Source organism: Pseudomonas baltica (assembly GCF_031880315.1).
In the GTDB taxonomy this organism is placed as follows: domain Bacteria; phylum Pseudomonadota; class Gammaproteobacteria; order Pseudomonadales; family Pseudomonadaceae; genus Aquipseudomonas.
The window spans coordinates 990,065-1,009,381 of record NZ_CP134771.1 but is presented as its reverse complement, the minus strand read 5'-3'; the positions used below and the strand labels follow the sequence as shown (position 1 = coordinate 1,009,381).

Sequence of the window (19,317 nt, the reverse complement as noted above, 5' to 3'; positions counted from 1 at the left end):
GTAAGGCCGCTCGGCAAGCCCCGCCACAAGGACGTTCTTCTTTCACCCGAACAAGCCCCGACATGTTCAGACCTCTCTTCGTTTTCATTGGCACGCGTTATACCCGTGCCAAACGCCGTAATCATTTTGTGTCGTTCATATCCCTGACCTCGATGATCGGACTCGCCCTTGGCGTTGTCGTGATGATCGTCGTCCTCTCGGTCATGAACGGCTTCGATCATGAGATGCGAACCCGCGTGCTCGGGATGGTTCCACACGCCACCATCGAGTCCGCCAAACCCATCGACGACTGGCAGGCGCTGGCCGCGCGCGTCAAGCAGAACCCGCAGGTGGAGGCCGTCGCGCCGTTCACCCAGATGCAGGGTTTGCTGACCAACAACGGCCGCGTGCAAAAGATGCTGCTCAACGGTATCGACCCGGCGCAAGAGCGCAACGTGTCGATCATCGATGCGTTCGTCAAACAAGGGTCGCTGGATGCCCTCAAGCCTGGCGAGTTCGGCATCCTGCTGGGCGACAAGGCGGCGACCAAGCTGGGCGTGACCCTGGGCGACAAGGTGACCTTCGTGTCCCCTGAAGTCACCGTGACCCCCGGCGGCATGTTCCCGCGCATGAAGCGCTTTACCGTGATCGGCATCTTTCACGTCGGCGCCGGTGAGCTGGACGGCTACGTCGGCCTCACCAACCTGCAGGACCTCAGCTTGCTGCACCGCTGGAAGCCGGAACAGGTACAAGGCTTGCGGCTCAAGTTCACCGATCTGTTCAAGGCACCGCGCACCGCCTACGAGATTTCCCACCAGTTGGGCGACGATTACTACTCGCGGGACTGGACGCGCACCCACGGCAATCTGTACCAGGCCATCGGCATGGAGAAATCCATGATCGGCCTGCTGCTGTTGCTGATCGTGGCGGTGGCGGCGTTCAACATCATTTCCACACTGGTGATGGTGGTCAACGACAAGCGCGGCGACATCGCCATCCTGCGGACCCTAGGCTCGACGCCAGGGCAGATCATGGCGATCTTCATGGTCCAGGGCACGGTGATCGGCGTGGTCGGCACTTTCGTCGGCGCGGCGCTGGGCATGCTTGCGGCGCTCAATGTGAGCGCTGGGGTGGCGCTGCTCGAAAGGCTGATCGGTCATAAATTCCTGAATGCTGATGTGTATTTCATCGACTATCTGCCGTCGCAGCTGCAAAGCCAGGACGTGCTGATGGTCTGTGGTGCGGCGCTGGTCCTGAGCTTCCTCGCCACCTTGTATCCAGCCTGGCGCGCGGCGCGTACCCAGCCTGCGGAGGCGTTACGTTATGAGTGAGTTGGGCATGAGTGATAAAGCAGTTCTGAGTTGCCGCAACCTGGGCAAGTCCTACGACGAAGGCCCGGAATCGGTGGTGGTGCTGGCCAATCTGCAGCTCGAACTGCAGGCCGGTGAGCGAGTGGCCATTGTCGGCAGCTCCGGCTCGGGCAAAAGTACCTTGCTGAACATGCTCGGCGGCCTCGACACGCCGAGCCAGGGCAGCGTATGGCTGGCCGGCGAAGAGCTGTCGGCGCTCAACGAGCGTGACCGCGGCCTGCTGCGCAACCGCGCGCTAGGCTTCGTGTACCAGTTTCACCATTTGCTGGCCGAGTTCACTGCGCTCGAAAACGTGTGCATGCCCCTGCTGATCGGTAAAACGCCGATCCCCGAGGCCAAGGAGCGCGCCACGGCGCTGCTGACCCGCGTCGGCCTGGCGCACCGCCTGACCCACAAGCCTGCCGAACTGTCCGGTGGCGAGCGTCAGCGCGTGGCCATCGCCCGTGCGTTGGTCAACCGCCCTGGCCTGGTAATGCTCGACGAGCCGACCGGCAACCTCGATCAGCACACGGCCCAAGGTATTCAGGACCTGATGCAGGAACTGAGTACGTCGTTGAACACGGCGTTTCTGGTGGTGACCCACGACCTGAGCCTGGCTCGGCAGATGGATCGCGTCCTGAAGCTCGAAGAGGGCCATCTGGTCCCGATCTGATCGGCTTCGCCTGGCGCGCCGCTGGTCGGTGGCGCGCCTGCTCCACTCTTTTTGTCACGGTGCGTTCATGTTCAGACCCTTATCGATCTTCATCGGCGCGCGCTACACCCGCGCCAAGCGCCGCAACCATTTCATCTCGTTCATTTCCATGACCTCGATGATCGGCCTGGGCCTGGGCGTCCTGGCGATGATCGTGGTGCTGTCAGTGATGAACGGCTTCCAGCGCGAGATGAGTGACCGCATCCTCGGCATGGTGCCCCATGCCATGATCGTCGGCACCCAGCCGTTGGACGACTGGCGTCCGGTCGCCGATGCCGCGCTGAAAAACCCGCAAGTGCTGGCTGCGGTGCCGTTCACCGAGATGGACGGGATGATTTCGTTTCGCGGCGCCATGCAGCCGATCCAGATCAGCGGCGTCGACCCAGCCCAGGAAGGCAAGGTGTCGATCGTCGCGCAGCACATAACCCGCGGCAACCTGCAGGACCTGCGCCCAGGCGAGTTTGGTGTAGTGGTCGGCGATATCACCGCGCGGCGTTTCGGCTTGACGGTGGGTGACAAGTTCACCCTGATCGTGCCTGAGATCAGTTCCGCGCCCGGCGGCATCACCCCGCGTCTGCAACGCCTGACGGTGGTGGGCGTGTTCAAGGTCGGCGCCGAGCTGGACAGCAGCATGGCCCTGATCAACGTCGCCGATGCGGCGACCATGCAGCGCTGGCAGCCGAATCAGGTGCAAAGCGTTCGACTCAAGCTGAAGGATCTGTACGCCGCACCAGAGGTCTCCAAAACCATCGCTGCCAGCCTGGGCGCCGGTTATCAGGCCGATGACTGGACCCACACCCAAGGCAGCCTGTTCAGCGCCATGAAAATGGAGAAGACCATGATCGGCCTGCTGCTGTTGATGATCGTCGCGGTAGCGGCGTTCAACATCATCGCCACCTTGATCATGGTGGTGAACGACAAGGGCGCAGACATCGCCATCCTGCGTACCATTGGCGCCACGCCGCGGCAGATCATGGGCGTGTTCATGGTTCAGGGCACGGTGATCGGTGTGGTAGGGACGGTGATCGGCGGCGTGCTGGGGGTGATCGCGGCGATCAACGTCAGCGCCATGGTCGGCTGGGTCGAGCGCGTCAGCGGACAGCATATCTTCACGTCGGACGTGTACTTCATCAGCAACTTGCCGTCGCAACTGGAATGGAGTGACGTGGCGGTGATTTGCTCGGCCGGTTTGATCATGAGCTTTCTGGCGACTATCTATCCTGCGTGGCGTGCATCCCAGGTCGAGCCGGCGCACGCGCTGCGGTACGAGTAATCGCCGAATGACCGGGTGCTCTTGCGCTCGCGTTCGGCGCCGAAGAGGCTCGCGAGAGCGCCACAAGGTGTGCGGATCATCAGCTGATGGGTAGCAGCACCCTGAATCGCGTCCAGCCATCGGTGCACTTGCAGGTGATACTGCCGCCGTGGGCGCGGACGATGGATCGAGTGATTGCCAGTCCCAGGCCAGCATGCTCGCTTTGGCTGGCACTGCGGGCAGAGTCGGCGCGATAGAAGCGATCGAACAATCGCGCCAACGCAGGCTCCGGGATGGCTTCACCCTGATTGGCGACTTCGATAATCACCTGCCCATCACTGTGCGTCAGTGATATGCGCACTTGCCCCTCTGCCGACGTGAAGCGCAGTGCATTAGCCAGCAGGTTGGACAGCGCCCGGCGCAGCATGCCGCGATCGCCTTGCACGTCGGCATCCCCCTGACGTAACAGCCGCACCCCAGCCTCTTCAGCCAGTGGGGCGAAAAACTCCAGCAAGCCATCCACCTCGTTCGCCAGGCTCAGCGGCTCACGCCCGGCCGGCATCAACCCGTGTTCTGCCTTGGCCAGGTAGAGCATGTCGTTGACCAGTTGCGCCATCCATTGCAGGTCTTCGAGATTGCTGTGCAGGGCCTCTTCGTAGTCGGCTGCCGAGCGTGGGCGGGTAAGGGTGACTTGCGTGTGGGTGAGCAGATTGGACAGCGGCGTGCGCAGCTCGTGGGCGATATCGGCCGAGAACGCCGACAGCCGCGTAAAGGCGTCATCGAGCCGGGCAAGCATGGCATTCAGCGACTGGCCGAGATCGGCCAGTTCCGGTGGCAGCCCTTGCATCGGCAAGCGCGTGGTCAGCGATTGCGCCGATACTCCCGCGGCCAGTTCGGTCATGCGCCGCAACGGTCGCAGGCTCAGGCGCGCGGCCCAGGCCCCGAGCAAGGCGGTGGCCAGTGCCGAGAGCCCCACGGTCAGCCAGATCAGCCCTTGCATGCGCTGCAAAAAGTGCTGGTGGTGAGTGATGTCGAGCAGCAGGGTGAGGCGCGGGGACTTAGGCTGTCGTGGATCAAGAGGCGCGCTGTAGGTGCGAAATTCGCCATGGCCCGTGTGCAAAGTCGACAGCCCGGCGGTTGGCGCGGCGGCGGGGAGGGCGGGGCGGCTGTTGAACCATTCGGCGCTGTCTGCCGCGCCGTCCGATGCGCCATTGGCCGCAAAGACGCGCAAACCCTCATCGGGTTGCCGCGCCAGTTCGAGCTGCAGTATCGGGCGCCGTGCCTCGAAACTCGCTTGGTCCTCGACGCCCACCAATACCCCACGCAGGCTGGCCATGCGGCTATCCAGCAACTGCTGATCGAGCTCGAGAAAGTGTGCCTCGCTGGCGGCATTGAACAGCAGCCCCGCCACCAGCGACACCAGCGCGGTGCAGGCGGCGAATAACAGCGCCAGGCGCGCACTCAGCGACAGTTTCAATGCCGGGCCTCCAGCACGTAGCCCATGCCGCGTACGGTATGAATCAGTTTTTCCGGGTGCTCGTCATCGATCTTCAGGCGCAGGCGGCGAATGGCGACCTCGATGACGTTGGTGTCGCTGTCGAAATTGATGTCCCACACCTGGGAGGCGATCAGTGACTTGGGCAGTACCTCACCGCGGCGGCGCATGAGCAGCTCCAGCAGCGCGAATTCCTTGGCGGTAAGGTCGATTCGCTGGTGGCCGCGCTCGACGCGGCGGCGAATCAGGTCCAGGCGCAGATCGTCGACTTCCAGGCTGGTTTCCTGGGCGGGCTGGGCACCACGGCGCAGCAGCGTGCGCACCCGTGCCAGCAGTTCGGCGAAGGCGAAGGGTTTGATCAGGTAGTCGTCAGCGCCCAGTTCCAGCCCATGCACGCGATCGGCAACGCTGTCGCGGGCGGTCAGAAACAGCACGGGTACGTCCATCCCGGCGCCGCGCACGGCCTGGAGGATCTGCCAGCCATCGCGTTGCGGCAGCATCACGTCGAGGATCAGCAGGCTGTAGTCGCCGCTCAGCGCCAGGTGCTGACCGCTGAGGCCGTCGTTGACCAGCTCGACGGCATAACCGGCTTCCTGCAGGCCTTGGCGCAGGTAATGTCCGGTTTTGACTTGGTCTTCGACGATCAACAGTTTCATCTGGCGCTCGGTAATGGCAGGCAAGGAGCAGTGCATGGGCTTTATACCCTGTGCGCTGAGGCTGGCGGGTTAGCTGACAAAGTTGTAATGCGCGTGTCAGGTCGCTGCCAGCGCCGCAGGCCTACAGTGTCCCATAGCCTGCATCCAGGGGCCTAATACCCCCAGGGCAGGACCCGATTTGCCACGGATCTGGAGAGGACCGCGCATGAACTTCATTCGTCACTTGAGTATCGCCACACTGGTCCTGGCCGGTAGCGCCATCAGCGGCATCGCCGTTGCCAACGAGGCCAGCTTCGACTTCGGCCACGCCGCCAAGGCCAGCCAGGCCACCCGCACCGTCAAGGTAACCCTGGCGGACATGTCCTTCTCCCCCAATGCCGTGGAAATCAAAGCAGGCGAGACGGTGCGCTTCGAGCTGGCCAACACCGGCGCAGTGGTGCATGAGTTCACGCTGGGCGATGCCGCTCTGCAGGCCAGTCATCAAAAGGAAATGCTCGCGATGGCGACCATGGTCCACGACAAGGACGCCCACGGTGCCATGACCGGCATGCACCACGACGCCAACAGCATCACCCTCAAGCCGGGTGAAAGTGGCGAGCTGACCTGGACCTTTACCCGCGCCACCGCGCTGGAATTCGCCTGCAACGAACCCGGCCATTACCAGGCCGGCATGGTCGGTCGGTTGACAGTCGACAAATAACCGCCCCGGCGGACCATGGGCGCTGAAACCGGCACGTAAACCCGATAAACTGTCGGCGTTTATTCAGTCAGGTTATTGCCATGCACCCCGCCGCCGAACACTCTCCGCTGGGCAAGTCCAGCGAGTACATCGCTACGTACACGCCATCGCTGCTGTTCCCTATTCCACGCGCGGCGAAATGGGCCGAACTGGGTTTGACCGCCGACACCCTGCCGTATCAGGGCGTGGACTTCTGGAATTGTTTCGAGCTGTCCTGGCTGCTGCCTTCCGGCAAGCCGGTGGTAGCGATCGGCGAGTTCAGCATCCCGGCGGACTCACCCAACATCATCGAGTCTAAATCCTTCAAGCTGTATCTCAATTCGTTGAACCAGACGCCGTTCGCCAGTAATGACGAGCTGCGGGTCGTGCTGGAAAAGGACCTGTCGGCCGCCGCAGGTAAACCGGTGGGCGTGAGGATCCGCAGCCTGGACGACGTGCAGGCGGATGGCGTGGCGAAGCTCCCGGGGGTGTGCATCGATGATCTGGATATCAGCGTCAGCCAGTACGAGCACCCGCAACCGGAGTTGCTGCGCTGCGATGCCGCGAGGGTCGAAGAGGAGAGTGTCTACAGCCACCTGCTCAAGTCCAACTGCCCAGTCACCAGCCAGCCTGATTGGGGCACCGTGGTGGTGACCTACAAGGGCGCGGCGCTGGACCATGCCAGTCTGCTGGCGTATCTGGTGAGCTTTCGCCAGCACTCTGATTTCCACGAGCAGTGCGTGGAGCGGATCTTTCTAGACCTGCAGCGCTTGCTCAAGCCGCAGTCGCTGACGGTGTACGCACGTTATGTGCGCCGAGGCGGGCTGGATATCAATCCGTACCGCAGCACCGAGGCGCTGGATGTGAGTAACGTTCGGTTGGTGCGTCAGTAGTGAGGGCCTCTTCGCGAGCAGGCTTCGTTCCTACAGTGTCCACCAATACATAGTCGTACACTTGTGGGAGCAAGGCTTGTCCGCGAAGGCGTCGCAAGGGTTATCGGTCACACTCCGATATTGCCCAATGTCACGGCAATATTGCGCAATACCCCGGCGACCGTGGGATGTTCGGCCTCGAAGGTCTCGGCGGCGACATTGATACTGTCGACCATGCTTGGTCGTTCCTGAGTAGCTTCTTCCAGAGCGATCTCGCTCTCGATCTGTTGCATCAAATCATGGACGCGGTCGCGTTCATCCAGGCTCAGCGTAGGGTTCTGGTCCAACTGTTCACGCAGGGCGATCAATTGTTCTTGCAGTTGTGCGGCAGGCATGTGGATCTCCCTTCTAGGATAGGCACAACCATTGACCGCAGCGCCGCTGCAAAGGTCCATGGCTACCCCTTGAGCATAATCCATGCACACTCGCTGCGCTTGATACCAATCATTCATACTGTTGATACGCAAAAATGTTTCAGGTGGCCTTATACTTGGTTTTTTTCGAACCGGCCTTCGTGCCCGCCAATTGTTTTTAAAGGGAGTATGTATATGCGCAAGATCGGCTCGGCAAGCCTCGATCGATTGGCCATGGCCTGTGTTCTGGCAACCGCTTTCCTGGCGCCTGTGGCGGCTCAAGCAGCAGATGATGTGAATCCTGATCCTTGGGCCGGTTTCAACCGCCCGGTGTTCAAGTTCAACGATACCGTCGACACCTATACCCTCAAGCCTCTGGCTCAGGGCTACCAGAAAATCACCCCACAGTTCGTTCAGGACGGCGTGCACAACTTCTTCCAGAACATCGGTGACGTCACCAACCTGGCCAACGATATCTTCCAGGCCAAGCCTCGCGCTGCCGGTATCGACACCGCGCGCCTGATCTTCAACACCACCTTCGGCTTGCTCGGCGTCATCGATGTCGGCACCAAGATGGGCCTGCAGCGCAACGACGAAGACTTCGGTCAGACCCTCGGTTACTGGGGCGTGAGCAGCGGTCCGTACCTGGTATTGCCGTTCTTCGGTCCGAGCACTGTGCGTGACGCCTTCGCCAAGTACCCTGACACCTACACCGCTCCGTATCGCTACGTGAACGATGTGCCGGTGCGCAACACCGCGTTCGGCATCAACTTGCTCGATACCCGCGCGAACCTGCTGTCGTCGGAGAAGCTGATCAATGGCGATCGCTACACCTTCGTTCGCAATGCGTTCCTGCAGAACCGCGAGTTCAAGGTCAAGGATGGTCAGGTCAAAGACGACTTCTGATTTATCCTGATACGAAAAAGGCGACCCATCGGTCGCCTTTTTTGTGGCTGTTGCTCAGGCTGGCGCCGTGGCCAAGCCAAGGATCTGCTCGCCGTCGCCCAGGTCTTCAACGCGCACCACCTCGGCGTCGACGTTGTACGGATCGAGGTTCGGCGTAGGGGAGGGTAAATGAACTGCCAGTACGTCACCCACAGTCAGTTGCGACCGGGATTTGACCTGCATGCCATTGCTCGACAGATCGATGCACACCCCGCTGAACTCCAGCCCCTTGAAATGCAATGTGACGTTGGCATCGATTGTCATGCGGATGTAATCGCGTTTTTCGCTGTAATCCCTGTCGCTCTGGCTCATGCTTGATACTTCCATATCGTTGCTGTTCAGGGGGTTTTTATAACTCCCGGTCATTTGCCGTGTAAAGACGTCAGGCGACCATCGGTGCAAGCTTGAAACCCCTGCCGGATGGGAGTACCGTCTGCGCCTTACAGGGCACCTCTAATATTTGCCGCAGCTGGGATTGTCATCCCGCTGTACCCAGTATAAGAGAGGCTGGAAGCGAATCCAGTAGGCGAGTGCAGCCCAGGCCGAACTCCTTTACATCCACCTATTTCTGGCGCCGTTTGCCCACATGCAGAAAACCAGTGCCACGCTGCTGTTAATCGATGACGACGATGTAGTGCGCGAAAGCCTTGCAGCCTACCTCGAAGACAGCGGCTTCAGTGTCCTGCAGGCCAGTAATGGTCTGTTGGGCCTTCAGGTGTTCGAGCAAAAGCAGCCCGACCTCGTGATCTGCGACCTGCGCATGCCACAGGTGGGCGGGCTCGAGTTGATTCGCCAGGTCACCGAGCGCTCGCCGCAGACGCCAGTGATCGTGCTCTCGGGCGCAGGGGTGATGAACGACGCGGTCGAGGCGTTGCGCCTGGGTGCGGCCGATTACTTGATCAAGCCGCTCGAAGACTTGGCGGTGCTGGAGCATTCGGTTCGCCGGGCACTGGATCGTTCGCACCTGCTGCTGGAAAACCAGCGCTATCGCGACAAGCTGGAAACCGCCAACCGCGAGCTCGAGGCAAGCCTGCACCTGTTGCAGGAGGACCAGAACGCCGGGCGGCAGGTGCAGATGAACATGTTGCCGGTCAACCCGTGGGTCACCGATGGCTTCAAGTTCGAGCACCAGATCATTCCGTCGTTGTACCTGTCGGGTGATTTCGTCGACTGCTTTCGCGTTGACGAGCATCGCGTGGCATTCTATCTGGCTGATGTGTCTGGGCACGGTGCCTCATCGGCCTTCGTCACGGTGCTGTTGAAGTTCATGACCACGCGGCTGATGTTCGAATCGCGGCGTGGGGGCAGCATGCCCGAGTTCAAACCGTCGGATGTGCTTGGGCATATCAACCGCGGTCTGATCAATTGCAAGCTTGGCAAGCACGTGACCATGGTCGGCGGCGTGATTGACGAGCATACTGGTCTCCTGACGTACAGCATTGGTGGCCATCTGCCGCTCCCCGTGCTCTATACTGAAGATCAGGCGCGGTACCTGGATGGTCGTGGCCTGCCGGTCGGTCTATTCGACGAGGCCACCTATACTGACCATGTGATTGAATTGCCGGAACGTTTCAGCTTGACGCTGCTGTCTGATGGCATTCTGGATCTTTTGCCGGGTGAAACGCTCAAAGACAAAGAGACTGCCTTGCCTGAAATAGTCAAAGCAGCAGGCGGTTCCCTGGATGGGTTACGTCAAAAGTTTGGATTGGCCACGCTGGGGGAGATGCCGGACGATATCGCCCTCCTAGTGTTAAGCAGGAACCTTGAATGAGTACTGGTAGAATCCAGTTCGCCGAGCAGAATGGTACGTTCGTTCTGAAATTCGTCGGTGAAGTGCGTCTGACGTTGTGTTCGGCGCTGGATGCGACTATTGAAAAAATCTTCACTGCCCTGAATTTCTCTGCGATCGTCATCGATCTCACCGAAACCCGCAGTATCGACAGCACCACACTTGGCTTGCTGGCCAAGCTGTCGATCCTTTCGCGGCAGAAAGTCGGTTTGCTCCCCACCGTCGTGACGACCCACGAGGACATCACGCGCCTGCTGGCTTCCATGGGCTTCGATCAGGTGTTTAACATCGTCAATCGGCCGATCCCTTGCACTGACTGCCTGACCGATCTGCCGTCCCAGGATCAGTCCGAGGACATCGTCAAGGCCAAGGTGCTCGAAGCGCACAAAATCCTCATGGGCCTCAACGATTCGAATCGTGAAGCTTTCCACGACCTGGTCAATGCCCTCGAGCGTAGCTGACCCGTTCCTTGTGCGACCAGGCTCTGCCCCAGAAACCATCAGGCCACCGAGCGGCTGGCGTGGTTAGCAGAACTAACCCCCCAAGCTGCGCATAAAAAAGGGCGACTCAAACGAGTCGCCCTTTTTAGATCTCGTAACTACTCAAGCCTTGCCTTGCAGCAACGCCTCCAGCTTCTCTTGGTCGCGAGCGAACTGACGGATGCCTTCGGCTAGCTTCTCCGTCGCCATGGCGTCTTCGTTGGACTCCCAGCGGAACTCGGCCTCGCTCAACGTCTTGCGCGCTTCGCCGGTGGTGCCTGGCTTGAGGATGCGCGGCAACTCGCCTTGATCTTCAGACAGCTTCTGCAGCAGTTCAGGGCTGATGGTCAGGCGATCGCAGCCGGCCAGCTTCTCGATCTGGTTCAGGTTGCGGAAGCTCGCCCCCATGACCACGGTCTTGTAATCGTTGGTCTTGTAGTAATCGTAAATGCGCGTCACCGACTTCACGCCCGGATCGTCGCTACCGGTGTAATCGGTGTTGTTGGCCTTCTTGTACCAGTCGTAGATGCGGCCTACGAACGGCGAAATCAGGAACACGCCTGCGTCGGCGCAGGCCTGAGCCTGAGCAAAGGAGAACAGCAGGGTCAGGTTGCACTGGATACCATCGCGCTCAAGCTGTTCGGCGGCGCGAATGCCTTCCCAGGTGGACGCCAGCTTGATCAGTACGCGGTCGCGGCTGACGCCAGCTTTGTCATACAGCTCGATCAGTTGATTGGCCTTCTTCAGCAGCGCTGGAGTGTCGAACGACAGGCGCGCGTCGACCTCGGTGGAGATACGGCCAGGGATGACTTTGAGGATACCGCTGCCCACTTCAACCGAAAAACGGTCGCAGGCCAGGCCCACGTCGCCGTTGTTGCCCTCGACTACCTTCTTGAGGATGTCGGCGTAACCGGCGATCGATGCAGCCTTGAGCAGCAGCGACGGGTTGGTAGTGGCGTCCACTGGCTTGAGACGGGTGATCGCGTCCAGATCGCCGGTGTCCGCGACCACAGTGGTGAATTGCTTGAGTTGTTCCAGCTTGGAAGTCATGAGCGCTCTCTAGTCCTTTTGCGGTTGGACGACAATACTCCAGCAGTTGCGGCGCCTCAAGGCTTTGGCCCTACTGCTGAATCGATAAGGATATCCCGTTCGAGTGCCGACGCGGCCAGTGGTTCCGCAGGTTTCATCTACCCTCGATGATCAGCGCCGCTTGGTCCAGCACCTGCAACGGGTCAGGGTGCTTATGAATATCCACCGACAGCATCTGGCGGAACTTGCGCGCCCCTGGGAAGCCCAGCGCCAGCCCCAGTACGTGGCGGGTCACATGGTGCATCGTACCGCCCTCGGCCACGTGCTTGGCGATATACGGGCGCAACTGGTCTAGTGCTTCGCTGCGGGTAATCACCGGCGCCGTGCTGCCGAAAAGTTGCTGGTCGACCTCAGCCAGCAGATACGGGTTGTGATATGCCTCGCGACCCAGCATCACGCCATCGAACGTCTGCAAATGCGTGTGGCAGTCGGCAAGCGTCTTGATACCGCCGTTGAGCACGATCTCCAGCGCCGCAAAATCCTGTTTCAACTGAGCGGCGACGTCATAGCGCAGCGGCGGGATATCGCGATTTTCCTTCGGCGACAGGCCTTCGAGGATGGCGATGCGCGCATGCACGGTGAAACTGCCGCAGCCGGCTTCGCTCACCTGTCCAACGAAATCGCACAGCTCGGCGTAGGAATCGCGGCCGTTGATGCCAATGCGATGCTTGACCGTGATGGGGATCGACACCGCGTCGCGCATGGCCTTGACGCAATCTGCCACAAGGGCGGGGTGGCCCATCAGGCAGGCCCCGATCATGTTGTTCTGCACCCGGTCGCTCGGGCAGCCGACGTTGAGGTTTACCTCGTCGTAGCCGTATTGCTCGGCGATCTTCGCGCATGCGGCGAGGTCGGAGGGGTTGCTGCCGCCTAACTGCAGGGCCAGGGGATGCTGAGTGTCGTCGTAACGCAGGAAGCGGTCGGTGTCGCCATGAAGCAGGGCGCCGGTGGTGACCATTTCGGTGTAGAGGAGGGTGTTGCGGGACAGAAGGCGCAGGAAGTGGCGGCAGTGGCGGTCTGTCCAGTCCATCATAGGTGCAACGCTGAAGCGGCGGGAGGGCTCCGCAGCAGGTTTTACGTGGCGTTCAGCTACATTTTCTAACATTTTACTCTGCGCGTTTTAGGCCGGTTTTCAGGCGATTTCGGACGTTTTTTGAGGGTCGCCGGTACAATGTACCAGTTGAAATCAGGCGTGTACCAGTTGCCCATGGCTACGATAAGAAAGCGACTCAGAGCTGACGGAACGGCCAGTTACACCGTTCAAATCCGCTTGGCCCGTGAAGGGCTGCAAGTCTATCAAGAGAGCCAGACTTTCGCCCGGAAACAGGCTGCCCAAGCCTGGGCCCGTCGACGAGAGGCCGAGCTCGCTCAACCAGGTGCGATAGAGCGCCTCGCCCGCCAAGGCGTCAGCGTCAAAGACATGATCGACCGCCAGCTTGCTAGTAGGCCGAGCCAGCGTCGGTGAGTACCTCAATCGATTTGCTGCCAGCGGCATCACATGGCCATCTGCGCTGACTGCTGCCGAGTGACAGCAGCATCTTTTCCGCCACCGCCCATCGTCCCCGCGATCAAAGGCCGATACCTGATTGGGTGTGGGCGCATGCCGAGTTGCGCCCACCCGACGTAACGGCAGGGATATCGACTCGCTCACTCGCAAGGCTTCCAGTACCGCCGGTTCTGCGAGCACTACCGCCTCTGGGAGGCCAAGCTCGCCGTGGTCATGCGTCAGGAGCATCGTGCCGGCAAAAAGTTGTTCGGCGATTACGCCGGACAAAACACGCCAATCATCGACCGATAGACCGTCGAAATCCGGCAGGCCAAGATGTTCGTCGCTGTCCTGGGCGTCGCGCTACACCTTCGCCGAAGCCACATGGTCGCAGAGACTGCCCGACTGACTGGGTTCGCACTAACGCTGCTTCACTTTTTTTCGGCGAGCCCCGGAGCCGGATATAAAGCGTACGCGTTTGCACTAAAGCTCAAATGGGTCGAGTGCCGAGCAGCAGCCTACACATCGACAGAGGCCGCATGCGCTGGCTAACCATAGCCATGATTTTGAAATGAAGAAGTCCGCTGCCAGGGCCGCCGCAAAGCTGGGGATTTTGCCGTCCGGGCAGCTTAGCGAGTCCCCGAGCGCAAGAAGTCCGCCCAGCGCCTGACCAGGTAGTTGTGTTCGTCCATCACCGAGTTCCAGACGCTGATGTGGCCCATGCGTTGGGCATAGGAACCACCTTCCCGACACAGGCCAACGTCAATCAACGGCAAGCCGTCGCTACCGGGCAGTTCCTCGCGCGCTGGCTTGCCGTCATACCAGTAATCCCATTCGGCCGCGCTCAAATGGTCCCGTGCGCGCAACGGATTGGAGATATAGAACCCTTGTCGGGCCATGACCGCGCCGGGCCAGCCCGCCAGCCACCAGTTCAGGTACGCATAGGCCGCATCACGTACGCGGCCCTGTGCGCAGCGCGACAGCGACAGGCCGCCGAACCAGGCGCGGTAACCTTCCTTGGGCACCGCCAGGCGATATTGCACGCCAGCGCGGTGCAATTGCATGAGGGTGGGCGACCACAGGCTCTGGATATCGATGCGCGGTTGCAACATCAACTCGCCGGCCTCCTGCCCATCGGACCAGAACCCGGCAAAGTGTCCGTGGCGCTGTTTTTCTATCAACACTTTGGCCAGGCGGTCGATTTCATCCAGATCAAGGTTGCCGATATTGTTGAAGCTGGCCAAACCCGCTGCCTGTACCGCGAGGGCCGCATCGAGGGCGCCGATCGATGCGTCGCTCTGCAAGGCGATGCGTCCACACCATTGTTCATCCACCAGCCACGACCAGCTCTCCTCGGCACCCGCCAGGCCCGCCGGCAGGCGCTCCGGGCGATAGGCGAAACTGTCGGCATTGTGGGTGAGGGGCAGCATGCTGATGAACTCGCCAGGACGGTTGCCCAGATTGCCATCGTGCTGCACGAACAGGCGATCGCACGGCAGGCTGCCGGTGGCCAGGCGATCGTCGGGGTTCAAGCGCCCACGTTTGGGCAGGTCGTTGATTTCTTCCCACAGCGCCAGGCGGCGGGTGTCGATGGGTTGTATCGCGCGTGCCGGCCAGACCAGGTCGACGTTATGAAACCATTGGTCGTAGAGGTCGTAGCTGTCCGGGTGCATGACGGCGATGCGTTGGGCCTGCTGCACTTCATGAATCTGATAGACCAGGCGGATCCCCAGTTCCTCTTCGGCGCGCTGGCGGATGGATTCGATCAGCGTGACCGAGGTGCCAAGTACTCGCAGGGTGATGGGTTCGCTCATGCGGCCAGGCTCGGCGGTTGTAGAAAGGCGGCGAACGAGCGGCGCAGCAGGTCGGGGTCCAGGCCGCGAACGATGAACACCAGCCGCGAGCCGCGCTCGCCAGTGGGCCAGCGGGGCAAATGCAGTGGGGCGTGCAGGCAATGCTGCACGCCGTGAATAACGATGGGTTGGTCGCTGTTGATCACTTCGAGGATGCCCTTGACTCTGAGAACACGTTCACCGTGGCATCTTAACAGCATGGAAAGCCACACGCCGAAGGCCATCCAGTCCAGCGGTTCGTCGAGGGTCAGGCAGCATACCTGGGCCTCGCCATGGCGCAGGCTGTCGAACGGTTTGAGCAACTGCCAGCGGGCGACTTCAGCCTCTATCCTGGCGCCGCCAAGCCCCTCGCCCCACAGCAGTTCGTCGCCACCGCCCACGTCGCGGCTGAGCCGCTGCGGGGCATCGCCGTTGAGCTGCATGAGCCGCTCGCGCAACTGCTCCAGCACGTCGCCAGGGACCAGATCGTCCTTGCTCAGCAACAAGCGATCGGCGGCAGCGACCTGCGCCAGCCACTCCGGATGCAGGCGTTCCTGCAGTTCGGCGTGCAAGGCATCGACCACGGTAATCATCAAGCCCAGATGGTAATGACCGCGCAGATTGGCGTCCTTGGCCAAGGTCGCGAGGATGGGCGCTGGGTCGGCCAGGCCGGTGGTTTCCAGCAACACCCGGTGAAAGGCCGGCAGCTCACCGCGCTGGCGGCGCCCTTCAAGCGTGAGCAGTGCGGCCTTGAGGTCGCCGCGCACCGAGCAGCACACGCAACCGCTGGGCAGCAGTATCGCGTCGGGGGCTATTGCTTCGATCAGCAGATGGTCCAGGCCGACTTCGCCGAACTCGTTGATCAGCACCACGGTATCACCCAGTGCCTGGTCACTGAGCAAGCGCTTGAGCAGGGTGGTCTTGCCGCTGCCGAGGAAGCCGGTGATGACGTTCAGCGGGATACTCATCGATGGGTCTCCAGATGTTCCAGCACGCGCAGATCAAGCGGGTCCACAGCGCGGCCGAGAATGGCGCCGGCCTTGCTCCAGAGTTCATCCAGGCCGCTGGCCATTTCCTGGCGCCCGGTGGCGCCGTGCAGCAGGTACGCGGCGCCCTGGAAATCACTGACCGTCAGGCGGAAGGGGGCGAGCACGTGGTTGATCGCCGCGATCCGCCGCAAGCGCTCGCGGCGCCGTGGCAAGGTGTCACCCAAGGGGTCGCTCCAGTGAATGTCTTCGCCCAACAGGCCACACAGTCCACACATGTTGATTGCCTCTGGGTGAGTGCGCCGGGCGTGGCTGCGCCGGCGCGAAGTCGATCGATCAAGGCATCACATCGCCGGAATTAGGCCCCAGCGTCTGCCCGACAAACAGGTTGCCGCCCGGCTCGCTGGCGAGCAGCACGGCAATCGGCGCGACTTCTTCGGCCAGCCCGAATCGCCCCAGGGGCAGCTCCTTGGCCTTGGCGGTTTTCCAGGCCTGGCTCAAGTCGTCCACCAGCGCCGTGGTGATCGGTCCGGGGGCGATGGCATTGACCAGAACGTTGTCCTTGGACACTTCCAGCGCCAGCGACTTGGTGAAGCCAATGACGCCGGCCTTGGCCGCGGCATAGTGGGTCAGCTCGGCGCCGCCCTTGATGCCCAGTTGCGAGGCGACGTTGATGATCCGCCCCCAGCGCTGCGCAAGCATGTGCGGCAGGGCACGCTGGCTGGCGATGAAGACGCTGGTGAGGTCGACGCGCAGCATGTCGTCCCACATCTCCTGAGTCAGGTCGATGCACTTGGCCTGGGTCAGCATACCGGCGTTGTTGACCAGAATATCGATACCGCCGAAGGCCTGCACGCAGGCGTCCACGCCGGCTTGGGCACCACTGCGCTTACCGACGTCGGCAATGCATTCATGTACCGTCGAACCCAGCGCGCGGCAAGTGGCGGCCACGTCTTGCAGCGCGGCGCCGTTGCGGTCGGCCAGCACCAGGCTGGCACCCGCCTGTGCGTAAGCCATGGCAATGGCCGCGCCGATACCGCTGGCGGCACCGGTGATCACGGCGCGGCGCCCGGCGAGCGGGGTAGTAAGGGTTCTTTGCATAGGGTTCTCCATCGGTCAATCCGGCCAGCGAACGGTGAGGCCACCGTCGACGATGATGCTTTGCCCGGTGAGGTAACTGGCCTCGGTCGATGTCAGAAAGGCCACCAGCGCCGCGACCTCATCGGCGCGGCCGACGCGGCCCAGGGGAATGCTGCGCGCGGCCTTGGCCAGGCCTTCGGAGCCAAGCGAATTTTTCGCATCGAGCGACTGCGGGGTTTCGATCAGCCCCGGGATCACCGCGTTGCAGCGGATGCCCCGAGGTGCCAGCTCCACCGCCAGCGATCGGCACAGCCCCGGCACGCCGGCCTTGGCAGCGGCGTAGTGCGAGTGGTCCTGCCAGCCATATACGCCGCCGGCAATGGACGAAATGGCGACCATCGCGCCACCGTCGCCCATATGGCGCGCGGCCGCGCGGAAGGTCCGCATGACCCCGGTCAGATCGACGTTGAGCAGTTCATTCCAGCGCTCGTCGGTCATCTCCAGCAGCGGCGCGGCGCGCAACAGGCCGGCGTTGGCGACGGCGTAATCAAGGCGGCCGAAATGTTCCATGGCAGCAGCGGCCAGGGCGTCGACCGATGTGGTATCGGTCACATCCAGCGGCAGCATGATGCACTCGCCACCTGTCGCGGCAACGCGCTTCAAGGTATCTTGATGGTCGTGCGGGTCAGCCGGAAAATAGCCGCCCACCACCCGTACACCGCGTTGGGCATAGGTCACGGCCAACGCCTGGCCGATACCACTGGCAGCGCCAGTCACCAACGCCACGGGAAGGTTGTGTGAATCAGTCATTCGCGTCTCCAGTCATTTAACGCTGTCAGGGGCGACGTGACGGGCGGCCAGCATCACCAACCCGGACAGAAAGCACGGCACTGCGCCAAACCAGATGGCCGCGCTGTACCACTCGCCACCCGCCGTCAACACGCCGGTGATGCCCAGCCCGGCCGACACGGCGCCGATCGGCCCCATGGCATGGACGATGGCACCGCCGGTAGCGCGGATACTGGTAGGGAAGCTTTCGCTCATGAAGAACAGCAGCGCCGAGTAAGGCCCGTTGAGAAAAAACAGCCCCACGCTGTACAGGGTGACCACGGTGACCAGATCACTCGGGCCATAGATCATCGCGGCGAAGGCCACGCCACCACACATCCAGCCCAAGGCCACGGTGTTGCGTCGACCGATGCGATCGCCCAGCCAGCCGTGGAACAGGTAGCCGCAGAAACCCACCAGGTTGGACAACACCAGGATCCACAGCGAGTTCTGGAATGACACATGGTGAACACTGACGATCACCGAGGTGCCCAGTACGCTGAATACCTGGATGGCGGACCAGTTCAGCAGCAGCGCGATGCTCAGCACCAGGGTGGCGCGCAACGCCGGACCACGAAAGGCGGCTGCGATGCCGGCCTTGGCGTGCTCGTGATAATCCACGCCGTGGGTGTTGGCCAGCAGCTGAGCTTGGGCTTCATGGCCGGCCTTGCGCAGTTGAGCGATGCGCAAATGCACCTGGAACTGCGGGCTTTCCTTGAGCTTGCGGGCCAGGAACGCCACCACGAAGGCCGGAATGGCGGCAAACACGAAGCAGCCCTGCCAGCCGATCTGGGGCAGCAGCAACGCTGTCAGGCCCGCCGCAATCAGCGCACCGACTGGCCAGCCGCTCTGTACCAGGCTGTAGATGAAGCCACGGCGCTTGATCAGTTTGGGATCGGTGGACGCGGCGTAGATCTCGGTCAGGTAGGTCGCGTTGACGCCTTCCTCGGCATAGCCCAGGCCCGCCACCGAACGCACGCCGATCAGCGCGCCCTTGCCCATACCGGCCGTGAAGGCGGTCAGCAACGAGCACAGCGCCGAGCCGGTCACGGTAAAGATGATCCCCGCGCGCCGCCCCAGTCGATCGACCACTGGCCCGACCGCGAAGGCCACCACGGCCCCTCCCAACGCTACCCAGGTGGCGATCTCGGCCTGGGTGGCCTGGTTCCAGTTGAAGTGCTCACCCATGACCGGCAGCAGGGTGCCGAACAGGATGAAGTCATAGACCGCGAATACCCAGGCGAAGAAAGCGATCCAGGTCGCGTATTTGACGTCACCCGACGTCAGGTACTGGGGTTGCCAGTCAGCGCTGAGCGCGGGTCGGGAGTCTAAAACAGCGGTGGGCATAGTCATGGTC

At 61.8% G+C, this 19,317-nt stretch carries 20 protein-coding genes and 2 pseudogenes; 10 read left to right on the top strand and 12 right to left on the bottom strand.

Features of this window, described 5'->3' with window-relative positions; translation table 11 throughout:
* Window positions 1–62 precede the first annotated feature (62 nt).
* The 3 genes from REH34_RS04540 (at window position 63) to REH34_RS04530 (ending at window position 3,313) form a co-directional block, all read left to right on the top strand.
* A complete protein-coding gene (locus tag REH34_RS04540; RefSeq protein WP_226506510.1) occupies window positions 63–1,310 on the top strand; it encodes a lipoprotein-releasing ABC transporter permease subunit in 1,248 nt (415 codons plus the stop codon).
* 7 nt (window positions 1,311–1,317) lie between these two features.
* Window positions 1,318–2,001: a lipoprotein-releasing ABC transporter ATP-binding protein LolD gene (gene lolD, locus REH34_RS04535; RefSeq protein WP_226506509.1), complete on the top strand. Its 684-nt coding sequence runs from the start codon at window positions 1,318–1,320 to the stop codon at window positions 1,999–2,001.
* A 67-nt stretch (window positions 2,002–2,068) separates the two neighbouring features.
* Window positions 2,069–3,313, top strand: coding sequence for a lipoprotein-releasing ABC transporter permease subunit (locus tag REH34_RS04530; protein WP_311970932.1), 1,245 nt, complete (start codon window positions 2,069–2,071; stop codon window positions 3,311–3,313).
* Window positions 3,314–3,392: 79 nt separating this feature from the next.
* Here REH34_RS04530 and REH34_RS04525 read toward each other — a convergent pair whose 3' ends face one another.
* Window positions 3,393–4,769, bottom strand: a complete 1,377-nt coding sequence (locus tag REH34_RS04525) for a heavy metal sensor histidine kinase (protein ID WP_311970931.1) — start codon at window positions 4,767–4,769, stop codon at window positions 3,393–3,395.
* Window positions 4,766–5,443 carry a heavy metal response regulator transcription factor gene (locus REH34_RS04520; RefSeq protein ID WP_311972041.1) on the bottom strand — a complete coding sequence of 226 codons (678 nt, stop codon included), beginning with the start codon at window positions 5,441–5,443 and terminating at the stop codon, window positions 4,766–4,768. The genes REH34_RS04525 and REH34_RS04520 overlap by 4 nt, the downstream gene beginning before the upstream one ends.
* A gap of 205 nt (window positions 5,444–5,648) precedes the next feature.
* Here REH34_RS04520 and REH34_RS04515 point away from each other — a divergent pair, with 205 nt between their 5' ends.
* Window positions 5,649–6,143, top strand: coding sequence for a cupredoxin family protein (locus REH34_RS04515; RefSeq protein ID WP_311970930.1), 495 nt, complete (start codon window positions 5,649–5,651; stop codon window positions 6,141–6,143).
* Between the two features lie 80 nt (window positions 6,144–6,223).
* Complete coding sequence (gene queF / locus REH34_RS04510; RefSeq protein ID WP_226506505.1) at window positions 6,224–7,054, top strand: NADPH-dependent 7-cyano-7-deazaguanine reductase QueF; 831 nt, start codon at window positions 6,224–6,226, stop codon at window positions 7,052–7,054.
* A gap of 107 nt (window positions 7,055–7,161) precedes the next feature.
* On the opposite strand, the gene REH34_RS04505 is transcribed toward queF, so the two are convergent.
* Window positions 7,162–7,428 (bottom strand): DUF4404 family protein, encoded by a 267-nt coding sequence (locus tag REH34_RS04505; RefSeq protein WP_311970929.1) that lies wholly within the window; start codon window positions 7,426–7,428, stop codon window positions 7,162–7,164.
* Window positions 7,429–7,680: 252 nt separating this feature from the next.
* Between REH34_RS04505 and REH34_RS04500 the strand changes: the two genes are divergently transcribed.
* Window positions 7,681–8,352 (top strand): VacJ family lipoprotein, encoded by a 672-nt coding sequence (locus tag REH34_RS04500; protein ID WP_311972040.1) that lies wholly within the window; start codon window positions 7,681–7,683, stop codon window positions 8,350–8,352.
* Window positions 8,353–8,406: 54 nt separating this feature from the next.
* Here the strand turns inward: REH34_RS04500 and REH34_RS04495 are convergent, their stop codons facing one another.
* Window positions 8,407–8,703: a PilZ domain-containing protein gene (locus tag REH34_RS04495; RefSeq protein WP_226506503.1), complete on the bottom strand. Its 297-nt coding sequence runs from the start codon at window positions 8,701–8,703 to the stop codon at window positions 8,407–8,409.
* Between the two features lie 274 nt (window positions 8,704–8,977).
* Here REH34_RS04495 and rssB point away from each other — a divergent pair, with 274 nt between their 5' ends.
* Together rssB and rssC are read left to right on the top strand one after the other, a co-directional pair.
* Window positions 8,978–10,162, top strand: a complete 1,185-nt coding sequence (gene rssB, locus REH34_RS04490) for a two-component system response regulator RssB (RefSeq protein WP_226506502.1) — start codon at window positions 8,978–8,980, stop codon at window positions 10,160–10,162.
* Entirely contained in the window at window positions 10,159–10,641 is a 483-nt protein-coding gene (rssC, locus tag REH34_RS04485; RefSeq protein ID WP_226506501.1) for an anti-sigma factor antagonist RssC, read from the top strand. The genes rssB and rssC overlap by 4 nt, the downstream gene beginning before the upstream one ends.
* Window positions 10,642–10,782: 141 nt before the next feature.
* On the opposite strand, the gene tal is transcribed toward rssC, so the two are convergent.
* Both tal and dusA read right to left on the bottom strand, forming a co-directional pair.
* On the bottom strand, window positions 10,783–11,709 hold the full coding sequence (tal, locus tag REH34_RS04480) for a transaldolase (RefSeq protein ID WP_226506500.1): 927 nt from the start codon (window positions 11,707–11,709) through the stop codon (window positions 10,783–10,785).
* 133 nt (window positions 11,710–11,842) lie between these two features.
* Window positions 11,843–12,853, bottom strand: a complete 1,011-nt coding sequence (dusA, locus tag REH34_RS04475; RefSeq protein WP_311970928.1) for a tRNA dihydrouridine(20/20a) synthase DusA — start codon at window positions 12,851–12,853, stop codon at window positions 11,843–11,845.
* Between the two features lie 102 nt (window positions 12,854–12,955).
* Here dusA and REH34_RS04470 point away from each other — a divergent pair.
* Window positions 12,956–13,186: pseudogene (locus REH34_RS04470) on the top strand (site-specific integrase); the annotation flags it as partial.
* A pseudogene (locus REH34_RS04465) lies at window positions 13,182–13,640 on the top strand (IS21 family transposase); the annotation flags it as partial. The pseudogenes REH34_RS04470 and REH34_RS04465, both read left to right, overlap by 5 nt.
* 223 nt (window positions 13,641–13,863) lie before the next feature.
* On the opposite strand, the gene REH34_RS04460 reads toward REH34_RS04465, so the two are convergent.
* The 6 genes from REH34_RS04460 to REH34_RS04435 are packed head-to-tail and all read right to left on the bottom strand — an operon-like array spanning window position 13,864 to window position 19,307.
* A complete protein-coding gene (locus REH34_RS04460; RefSeq protein WP_311970927.1) occupies window positions 13,864–15,048 on the bottom strand; it encodes an extracellular solute-binding protein in 1,185 nt (394 codons plus the stop codon).
* Window positions 15,045–16,034, bottom strand: coding sequence for a GTP-binding protein (locus REH34_RS04455; RefSeq protein WP_311970926.1), 990 nt, complete (start codon window positions 16,032–16,034; stop codon window positions 15,045–15,047). Before REH34_RS04455 ends, REH34_RS04460 begins: the two co-directional genes overlap by 4 nt.
* The gene (locus tag REH34_RS04450) at window positions 16,031–16,330 is read right to left on the bottom strand and encodes a hypothetical protein (RefSeq protein ID WP_311970925.1); all 300 of its coding nucleotides are present in this window, start codon (window positions 16,328–16,330) and stop codon (window positions 16,031–16,033) included. Before REH34_RS04450 ends, REH34_RS04455 begins: the two co-directional genes overlap by 4 nt.
* Before the next feature lie 58 nt (window positions 16,331–16,388).
* Window positions 16,389–17,153 (bottom strand): SDR family NAD(P)-dependent oxidoreductase, encoded by a 765-nt coding sequence (locus REH34_RS04445; RefSeq protein ID WP_311970924.1) that lies wholly within the window; start codon window positions 17,151–17,153, stop codon window positions 16,389–16,391.
* 15 nt (window positions 17,154–17,168) lie between these two features.
* Window positions 17,169–17,942: an SDR family NAD(P)-dependent oxidoreductase gene (locus tag REH34_RS04440; protein WP_311970923.1), complete on the bottom strand. Its 774-nt coding sequence runs from the start codon at window positions 17,940–17,942 to the stop codon at window positions 17,169–17,171.
* A gap of 12 nt (window positions 17,943–17,954) precedes the next feature.
* Window positions 17,955–19,307: an MFS transporter gene (locus REH34_RS04435; protein WP_311972039.1), complete on the bottom strand. Its 1,353-nt coding sequence runs from the start codon at window positions 19,305–19,307 to the stop codon at window positions 17,955–17,957.
* Between the last annotated feature and the right edge of the window lie 10 nt (window positions 19,308–19,317).